General features: G+C 69.7%; 5 protein-coding genes and 2 pseudogenes. All 7 read left to right on the plus strand.

Features of this window, described 5'->3' with window-relative positions:
* A partial coding sequence (locus tag AC2W7C_RS08985; protein WP_486001130.1) for an efflux RND transporter periplasmic adaptor subunit occupies nucleotides 1–642 on the plus strand: 642 nt, incomplete at its 5' end.
* A 14-nt stretch (nucleotides 643–656) separates the two neighbouring features.
* Nucleotides 657–3,879, plus strand: a pseudogene (locus tag AC2W7C_RS08990) (efflux RND transporter permease subunit).
* A gap of 278 nt (nucleotides 3,880–4,157) precedes the next feature.
* Complete coding sequence (locus AC2W7C_RS08995) at nucleotides 4,158–4,241, plus strand: potassium-transporting ATPase subunit F (protein WP_486001134.1); 84 nt, start codon at nucleotides 4,158–4,160, stop codon at nucleotides 4,239–4,241.
* 12 nt (nucleotides 4,242–4,253) lie between these two features.
* On the plus strand, nucleotides 4,254–5,963 hold the full coding sequence (gene kdpA, locus AC2W7C_RS09000; protein WP_486001131.1) for a potassium-transporting ATPase subunit KdpA: 1,710 nt from the start codon (nucleotides 4,254–4,256) through the stop codon (nucleotides 5,961–5,963).
* A gap of 19 nt (nucleotides 5,964–5,982) precedes the next feature.
* Nucleotides 5,983–8,043 (plus strand): potassium-transporting ATPase subunit KdpB, encoded by a 2,061-nt coding sequence (gene kdpB, locus AC2W7C_RS09005; RefSeq protein ID WP_486001132.1) that lies wholly within the window; start codon nucleotides 5,983–5,985, stop codon nucleotides 8,041–8,043.
* A 26-nt stretch (nucleotides 8,044–8,069) separates the two neighbouring features.
* The gene (locus AC2W7C_RS09010; RefSeq protein WP_486001133.1) at nucleotides 8,070–8,789 is read left to right on the plus strand and encodes a TorF family putative porin; all 720 of its coding nucleotides are present in this window, start codon (nucleotides 8,070–8,072) and stop codon (nucleotides 8,787–8,789) included.
* 25 nt (nucleotides 8,790–8,814) lie between these two features.
* Nucleotides 8,815–9,392, plus strand: a pseudogene (gene kdpC / locus AC2W7C_RS09015) (K(+)-transporting ATPase subunit C).
* Nucleotides 9,393–9,458: the final 66 nt, after the last annotated feature.

Consider the following 9,458-nt stretch of genomic DNA (forward strand, 5'->3'; position numbering starts at 1 on the left):
GCCCTGAGCGCGCAGGCGGCGGCGCGGGCCGCCCGGGCCCGCGCGATGGCGGCCGGCGCGCCGAACGCGTCGGGACGTCTGAGCGTCACCAGCCCGATCTCCGGCGTCGTCAGCACTGTGCAGGTGGGGCCAGGCGGCTTCGTCGCTCAGGGCGGGGTGGTCGCCGAGGTGACCAATCCGGCGCGGGTCGAGATGGTGTTCAACGCCCCGCCGGCGCTGGCCGAGACCCTCCGGGCCGGAATGGCGATGCGGGCGACCGGGCCCAATGGCGAGTTCGACGCTCTCGTCACCGGCGTCGCCGCCGGGGCGGGCGGCGAGAGCGGCGCCGCCGTCATTCGCGCCCGCTCCTCCGGCGTCGCCTTGCCGCCGGCCGGCTCCGCGGTGACCGGCGCCATCGTCACCGGCCAGTCGACCGGGGCCATGACGGTGCCGACGGAGGCGGTTCAGACGGTCGAGGGACGTACGGTCGTCTTCGTCCAGGTCGACGGCGGCTTCCAGGCTGTTCAGGTCCTCGCGGGCCGTCAGGCCGCCGGCCGCACCGAGATCCTGCGCGGTCTGAACGGCTCCGAAAGGGTCGCGGCCGCCAACGCCTTCCTTCTCAAGGCCGAACTCGCCAAGGGCGAGGCCGAGCACGGTCACTGAGGGGAGGCGATCGCATGTTCAGATACGTCATCGAAGCCTCGATCCGCTTTCGCTGGTTCGTGGTGCTCGCCACGGCCCTGGTGTCGGCCTGGGGCCTGTTCCAACTGACTCGACTGCCCATCGACGCCGTGCCGGACATCACCAATCGGCAGGTGCAGGTGACCACGGTGGCCCCGGCGCTCGCGCCCGAGCAGATCGAGCGGCAGGTCACCTATCCGATCGAGACCGCCATGGCGGGGATTCCGGGGCTGCAGAGCACCCGCTCCCTGAGCCGCAACGGTTTCAGCCAGGTCACCGTCATCTTCACCGACCAGACCGACATCTACTTCGCCCGCCAGCAGGTCGCCGAACGCTTGACCCAGGCGCGCGAAGCCATGCCCGCCGAGGTCGAGCCGGCCATGGCGCCGATCACGACCGGCCTGGGCGAGGTGCTGATGTGGACGGTCGACTACAAGCCGTTCAACGCCGAGAACCTCGCCCGGCCGGGCCGACCCGGGTGGCAGGCGGGCGGGACCTATCTGACGCCGGAAGGCGAGGAGTTGGCCACGCCCCAGGCGCGCGCCACCTATCTGCGCACGGTCCAGGACTGGATCATCGCCCCCCAGATGCGCACCGCGCCGGGACTGGCCGGCGTCGATACGGTCGGCGGCTATGTGAAGGAATATGCGGTCCGTCCGGACGCGGCTCGGCTCTCGGCGTACGGCCTGGGCATGGGGGACCTGATCCAGGCCCTCGACCGGGCCAACACCCAGGCCGGCGCCGGCTATGTCCAACGGGCCGGCGAAGCCTTGACGGTCAGGACGGACGCCCTGGCCTTGACCGTCGAGGATCTGGCGCAGGCGCCGGTCGTCAACCGGGGCGGGCTGGTCGTTCGGGTCGCCGATGTGGCGACGGTGGAGATCGGCCAGGCCCCGCGTCTCGGCGGCGCCAGCCGTGACGGCCACGAGGCCGTGCTGGGCACGGCCTGATGATCGCTGGCGGGAACAGCCGCACCGTCGCCCAAGCGGCGGGCGACCGTCTCGAGGAGATACGCCGCACCCTGCCGCCCGGCGTCGAGGCGGTGACGGTCCTGGACCGCTCGGCCCTGGTGAACGCCACCATCGCCACGGTGGCGCGGAATCTGGCAGAGGGCGCCCTGCTGGTCATCGTCGTCCTGTTCCTGCTGCTGGGAAACATCCGCGCCGCGTCCATCACCGCCCTGATGATCCCGGTCAGCTTCCTGTTCGCCGTCATAGGCATGAACCGGTTCGGGATCAGTGGAAACCTGATGAGCCTCGGCGCGCTCGATTTCGGCCTGTTGGTCGACGGCGCGGTGGTCGTGGTCGAGAACACCCTGCTGATGCTGAGCCGGAGACGGGCGGACCTGGGCCGGGTGCTGACCCGCCGGGAGCGCCTGGCCGCCGCCGCGGCGGCGGCCCGCCCAGACTGGTCAAGCCGGCCGCCTTCGGACAGTTGATCATACTGCTGGTTTTCACCCCGCTGCTGATGCTGGAGGGCGTCGAGGGCAAGACGTTCATTCCGATGGGAGCGACGGTCATGCTGGCCCTCGTCGGCGCTTTCATTTTCTCCTTCACCTTCGTGCCGGCGATGACGGCGCTTCTGGTGCGGGATCCCAAGGCGATCGAGATCGACGAACACGGCCGCGCACACGAGCATGAGACCTTCCTGTTGCGCCATGCGCGTCGCTGGATACAGCCGGCCATCGGGGCGGCGGTCGGCCGTCCGAAGATCGTGCTCGCCTCGGCGCTGGGCGCGGTGGTGGTGGGGGGGATCGCCTTCGCCAGCCTGGGACGGGAGTTCATCCCGACCCTGGACGAGGGGGACATCGCCATGCAGGCGCTACGCGTTCCCTCTACCTCTCTGGAACAGTCCCTGGCGATGCAGATGGCGTTGGAACGGGCGATCAAGGCTCAGCCCGAGGTCGAGACCATGTTCTCGCGCACCGGCACCGCCGAAGCCGCGGTGGATCCGATGCCGCCGAACATCTCCGACAGCGTCATCGTCTTGAAGGATCGCAGGGATTGGCCGGACCCCGGCCTCAAGAAGGAAGACCTGATCGAACGTATCGAGGACGCGGCGAGCCGGCAGATCGGCAATAATCTCGAGTTCAGCCAGCCGATCGAACTGCGTTTCAACGAGCTGATCTCGGGCGTGCGCACCGACCTGTCGGTCATGGTCTACGGCGATGATTTCGCGACGATGCAGCGGATAGCCGACCAGGTCGCCAACGCTCTTCGGGAAACCGAGGGCTCCGCCGATGTCCGCGTCGAACAGGCCTCGGGCCTGCCGACCCTGACCGTGAGCGTCGACCGCTTCGCGGCGGCGAACTACGGCCTGTCGGCCGCCGACGTCTCCGAAGCGGTCTCGGCCGCGATCGGCGGCGCCGAGGCCGGCCGCATCTTCGAGGGCGACCGCCGCTTCGACGTAGTGGTCCGTCTTCCGGATGACGCGCGCAACGACCCGGCGGCGCTCGCGGCGCTGCCCCTCGTCTCACCCGCCGGTGTGACCGTGCCCCTGTCCTCGGTGGCGCGCATCCATAGCGCGGAAGGCCCGAACCAGATCAGCCGCAACGACGGCAGCCGCCGCATGGTGGTCCAGGCCAACGTCCGCGGCCGCGATCTGGGCGGCTTCGTCAACGACGCGCGGCGGAAGGTCGACGGGATCGAGCTGCCGACGGGCGTCCGCCTCGCCTGGGGCGGGCAGTTCGAGAACCTCAAGCGGGCCGAGCAACGCCTGGGCCTGGTCATCCCGGTCGTCTTCATCCTGATCGGCGTTCTGCTGTTCATGGCCCTGGGCTCGTTCGCGGAGGCCGGCCTGGTCTTCGCCTGCGTGCCTCTGGCCCTGGTCGGCGGCGCATTGGCGCTCACGCTGCGGGGCATGCCGTTCTCAGTGTCCGCCGCGGTGGGCTTCATCGCGGTCTCCGGCGTCGCCACCCTCAACGGTCTGGTGCTGATGCAGGCGATCCGCGAGCGGCTGACCGCCGGAGCCAGCGCCCGCGACGCGGCGATCGAGGGCGCCGAGAGCCGGCTGCGCGCGGTGCTGACGACGGCCATGGTCGCCATCGTCGGCTTCATTCCCATGGCGATCGCCCATGGGGCCGGCGCCGAGGTGCAGAAGCCGCTGGCGACCGTGGTCATCGGCGGCCTGCTGACGGCCACGGCTCTGACGCTGCTGGTTCTTCCGACCTTCGCCGCCCGGGCGGTGAAGCATCGGAAGGCGGAGGGGCTCGAGGAATAAGCGAGAGCCACGCGACGCCGCCTGACGGATAACCGCTCGCGGGGCGGCGGACGGAAGCGGTCTCCGTCCGCAGCGGTCGATCCGTCCGACGCCGTCCTTATGCGCGCCTTATGCGGTCGCCCGGCTTTCGAATGGCCCCCTTATGCGGTTCGGGCGTCCTGTCCGGCTCTCGTTGAGCTGGAGCCCATCAGGATGGCCGATCTGATCTTTCTGGCGATCGGCGGCGGCGCGTTCCTCGCGTTCGCCGTCCTCGCCGCTGCTTTGAAGAGGGTGTGACGATGATCAGCATCCTCTGGGGCGTCGGCGCGGCCGTCGTCGCCGTCTACATGGTCGCGGCCCTGCTGCGGCCCGAGCGGTTCTAGGAGAGCCGCGCCATGACCATCCAAGGCTGGGGCGAGATCGCCCTGACGCTGTCGCTCGCCTGCCTGCTGGGCTGGCCGATCGGGGTCTACATGTCGCGCGTCTGGAACGGCGAGCGGACGTGGCTGGACCCGGTGATGAAGCCGGTTGAAGGCGTCTTCTATCGGCTGGGCGGGGTCGATCCGACGCGCAGCCAGGGCTGGCTGGGCTACGCCGGCGCGCTGCTGGCGTTCAACCTGGCGGGGTTCCTGTTCCTGTACGCCTTGCTGCGCCTGCAGGGCGTACTGCCGCTGAATCCCCAGGGATTCGACGGGGTGAGCCCGCACCTGGCGTTCAACACCGCCATCAGCTTCGTGACCAACACCAACTGGCAGAGCTACGGCGGCGAGACCACGATGTCGTCCCTGACCCAGATGGCCGGGCTGACGGTGCAGAATTTCGTCTCCGCCGCCACCGGCGCGGCCGTCGCGGCCGCTTTGGCGCGGGCCTTCCTGGCCAATCGCGGCGAGGGCGTGGGCAATTTCTGGGCCGACCTGGTCCGGACCACGCTGTGGGTGCTGCTGCCCCTGTCCTTCGTGCTGGCGATCGTCCTGGTCGGCCTGGGCGTGACCCAGACCCTGACGGCGAACGTCACCGCCACCACGATGGAAGGCGGCCAGCAGACCATCAGCCTGTTCCAGACCGCCAGCCAGTTGGCGATCAAGCAGCTGGGCATCAACGGCGGCGGCGTCTTCAACGTGAACTCGGCGCATCCGTTCGAGAATCCGTCGGCCCTGTCGAACCTGATCACGGCCGTATCGATCAACGTACTGGGCTGGGCGGCCTTCTTCGCCTTCGGTCGCAGCGTGATGGCCAGGAAGGACATCCGGGCCCTGGCGGCCGCAGCCTTCCTGATCCTGGCCGCCTGCACCGCCGGCATCTATGTCGCCGAAAGCCAGCCCGCGCCGGCGCTCGTCGCGGCCGGGATCGAGCAGCCCGTCAACATGGAAGGCAAGGAGGTCCGCTTCGGCGTACCCGCCTCGGCCGCTTGGGCCGGCCAGACGACCGGCGCCTCGAACGGCTCGGTCAACTCCATGCACGCCAGCTACATGCCGCTGGGCGGGGCGCTGCAGATGTTCCTGATGGCGCTGGGCGAAATCCTGCCAGGCGGCATCGGCTCCGGGATCGCGATCATGGTGGTGATGGCCATGCTGTCGGTCTTCGTGGCCGGCCTGATGGTCGGCCGCACGCCGGAATACCTGGGCAAGAAGATCGAGAGCCGCGAGATTCAGTTCGCCATGATCGCCGTCCTGGTGATCCCCCTGGCCAACCTGGGCTTCTCGGCCATCGCCGCGGTCTTTCCCGAGGCGCTGAAGGGTCTGCTCAACAGCGGTCCGCACGGACTGTCCGAGATCCTGTACGCCTACATCTCGGGCACGGCGAACAACGGCTCGGCCTTCGCCGGCCTGACCGCCAACGCGCCGTGGTGGAACACGACGCTGGGGATCGCCATGCTGATGGGCCGCTTCCCGCCCATCATCGCGGTGCTGGCCATCGCCGGGGCCCTGGTCGTGAAGCCGAAGCTGGCGCCGTCCGCAGGGACGCTGCCGACCCACGGCCCCCTGTTCATCGGCCTGCTGATCGGGGTGATCCTGATCCTCGGCGGGCTGCAATTCTTCCCCGCCCTGTCGCTGGGCCCGATCGTCGAGCATTTCCAGATGCTCGCGGCCGGCGCCGGCGCCTGAGCCCTCGCGGACACATCCCATGACACAAGTCGCAATCGATCCCGCGGCGCCCCGGTCCTCGCTGGCCGGGGGGCTCAACGGAGCCATCATCGGCCGGGCGATCCGGGACGCCTTCCTCAAGCTGAACCCGGTCAAGCTCCTCAAGAACCCCGTGATCTTCACCACCTGGATCGTCGCCCTGCTGGCGACGGTCTCGGCGGCGGCCGCGGCGGGCGCCGGGCAGGGCGTCGGCTTCGCCCTTCAACTCGCCCTGTGGCTGTGGGCGACAGTGCTGTTCGCCAACGTCGCCGAGAGCGTCGCCGAAGGGCGGGGCAAGGCGGCGGCCGACTCCCTGCGAGCCACCCGGGTGACCACCAAGGCCAAGCTGATCATCGACCCCAAGACCGGCACGGTGGTCCCGACCCCCGCGCATGAGCTGGAGGTCGGATCGGTCATCCTGGTCGAGGCGGGAGACGTCATCGCCTCGGACGGCGAGATCATCGAAGGCGTCGCCTCGGTGAACGAGGCCGCCATCACCGGCGAAAGCGCGCCGGTGATCCGCGAGAGCGGCGGCGACCGCTCGGCCGTGACCGGCGGCACCACGGTGGTGTCGGACTGGATCAAGGTGCGCATCACCGCCAAGCCGGGCTCGACCTTCCTGGACCGCATGATCGCCATGGTCGAGGGCGCGGACCGCCGCAAGACGCCGAACGAGCTGGCCCTGGCCGTCCTGCTGGCCGGGCTGACCCTGATCTTCCTGATCGCGGTCGTCACCCTGCTGGGCCTGGGCGCCTATTCGGGTGTGAAGCTGGACCCGATCGTGCTGGGCGCCCTGTTCATCACCCTGATTCCCACCACCATCGGGGGACTGCTGTCCGCCGTCGGCATCGCCGGCATGGACCGGTTGCTGAAGGTGAACGTGCTGGCGACCTCGGGCCGGGCGGTGGAGGCGGCGGGCGACGTCGACACCCTGCTGCTCGACAAGACCGGCACCATCACCTTCGGCAACCGGATGGCGACCGAGGTGATCGCGGCGCCGGGCGTGCGGCCCGAAGCCGCCCTGCGGTCGGCCCTGATGGCCTCACTGGCCGACGAGACGCCGGAAGGCCGTTCGATCATCGAACTGGGCCGCAACGCCGGCCTGTCGCTGGAGCTGCCCCAGGGCGCCAGGGCCATCCCGTTCTCGGCGGTCACCCGCCAGTCGGGCGTGGACGCGGGCGGCAAGGCCTGGCGCAAGGGCGCCGTCGACGCGGTGCTGAAGGCCATCGGCCTGGACGAGCGTCAGGCGCCCGCCGAGTTTCGCCAGGCGGTCGAGCGGATCGCCCGGTCGGGCGGCACGCCGCTGGCGGTAGCCGAGGACGGCATCCTGGTCGGCGTCATCCACCTGAAGGACGTGGTCAAGCCGGGCGTGAAGGAGCGGTTCGCCGACCTGCGCCGGATGGGCCTGCGCACCGTGATGATCACCGGCGACAATCCCGTCACCGCGGCGGCGATCGCGTCCGAGGCCGGCGTCGACGACTTCCTGGCCGAGGCCACCCCCGAGGACAAGATGCGGCTGATCAAGGCCGAACAGGCCAAGGGACGGTTGGTGGCCATGTGCGGCGATGGGGCCAATGACGCGCCGGCCCTGGCCCAGGCCGACGTCGGCGTCGCGATGCAGACGGGCGCCCAGGCGGCCCGCGAGGCCGGCAACATGGTCGACCTCGACTCCGACCCGACCAAGGTCATCGAGATCGTCGAGGTGGGCAAGCAGCTGCTGATCACCCGCGGGGCCCTGACCACCTTCTCGATCGCCAACGACGTGGCCAAGTATTTCGCCATCATCCCGGCGATGTTCGTGGTCGCCCTGCCGGCGCTGGGCGCTTTGAACGTCATGCGGCTGTCCAGCCCGGAGAGCGCCATCCTGTCGGCGGTGATCTTCAACGCCCTGGTGATCGTGGCCCTGATCCCGCTGGCCCTTCGGGGCGTGAAGTACCGCGCCATCGGAGCCGGCAAGCTGCTGAGCCGCAACCTGCTGATCTACGGCCTGGGCGGACTGGTCGCCCCGTTCGTCGGCATCAAGCTCATCGACATCGTCATTTCCGCGCTCGACCTGGTCTGAGCTACATGTTTCCAAGGACTTCCGTCATGAATCGCAGAAACCAACTCAAGGCTTCAGCCCGCAACGACGTCTGGTTCGCCGGCGCTTGCCTGGTCGCCCTCGTCGTCTGGGGCGTCGCCTCGCACGCCGACGCTCAGGAGGCGACCGGACCCCAGGTGTCGGCCAATGTCGCGGTGACCTCGGACTATGTCTTCCGCGGCGTCAGCCAGACCCAGGAGAACGCCGCGATCTCGGCCGGCGTCGATCTGACCCACGGCGGCTTCTACGCCGGGGCCTGGGTCTCGAACGTCGACTTCGGCGACGACACGGATCTGGAGGCCGACGTCTACGGCGGCTACCGCACCGAGGCGGCCGGCTTCGCGCTGGACTTCGGCGCCGTAGGCTATCTGTACGGAAATCAGCCCGCCGGGGTCGACTACGACTACGTCGAGCTGAAGGCCGCCGCCTCGCGGGCCGTCGGCCCGGCCACGGTGGGCGCCGTCGTCTACTGGTCGCCGGACTTCTTCGGCGCGTCCGAGGACGAAGCGACCTATGTGGAGGCCAACGCCGCCTTCACGCCCGCCGACAAGTGGACGATCTCGGGCGCAGTCGGCCGGCAGTTCGTGTCGTCGGACCTCGACTACACGACCTGGAACCTGGGCGCGGCCTACCAGCTGACTCGGAACCTGGCCGTCGACGTCCGCTACCACGACACCGACGAGCACGACTTCGGCGACTCCTACGGCGCGCGCGCGTGGCGTCGCTGAAGGCGACCTTCTGAGGACGACGACCATGGTCAATCAGATCCGCCCCGCCATCGTCATGATGGCGCTTTTCACCCTCCTGCTCGGCGTCGCCTATCCGCTGGCGGTGACTGGGATCGGCCAGGCGGCCTTCCCCTACCAGGCCAACGGCAGCCTGGTGCGGGACCGCGACGGGACCCTGCGCGGCTCGGCCCTGATCGGCCAGCCGTTCGCCGAAGCCCGCTACCTGCACCCGCGCCCGTCGGCGGCCGGCGAGGGCTACTGACGCCTCGGCCTCCGTCGGGTTCCAACCTGGGCCCCATGAACCCGGACCTGAAGGCCCGGGTGGCCGAGGGCGTCGCCGTCGTCCGCGCCGAGGACGGCCCCGGCGTCATCCCCGCTGACGCGGTGACGACCTCGGCTTCGGGTCTCGACCCGGACATCTCGCCGGCCTACGCTCGGCTTCAAGCCGCGCGCGTCGCGCGGGCTCGGGGCGTCGCCGTGGAACAGGTCCAGAGCATCATCGACCGGCGCACCGAACAGCCCCTGCTGGGCTTCATCGGCCAGCCGCACGTGAACGTCCTGATGGTCAACCGCGAGCTGGACGCCCGACTGCCCGTCCGATGAGCCGCGACGCCACTTGTCAGACCCTTCAGGACCCGTCGGGAACGGCGGCGGCTGGAAGTGATTCCT

The organism is Brevundimonas sp. CURTG3B2_SDJG, from assembly GCF_057364705.1.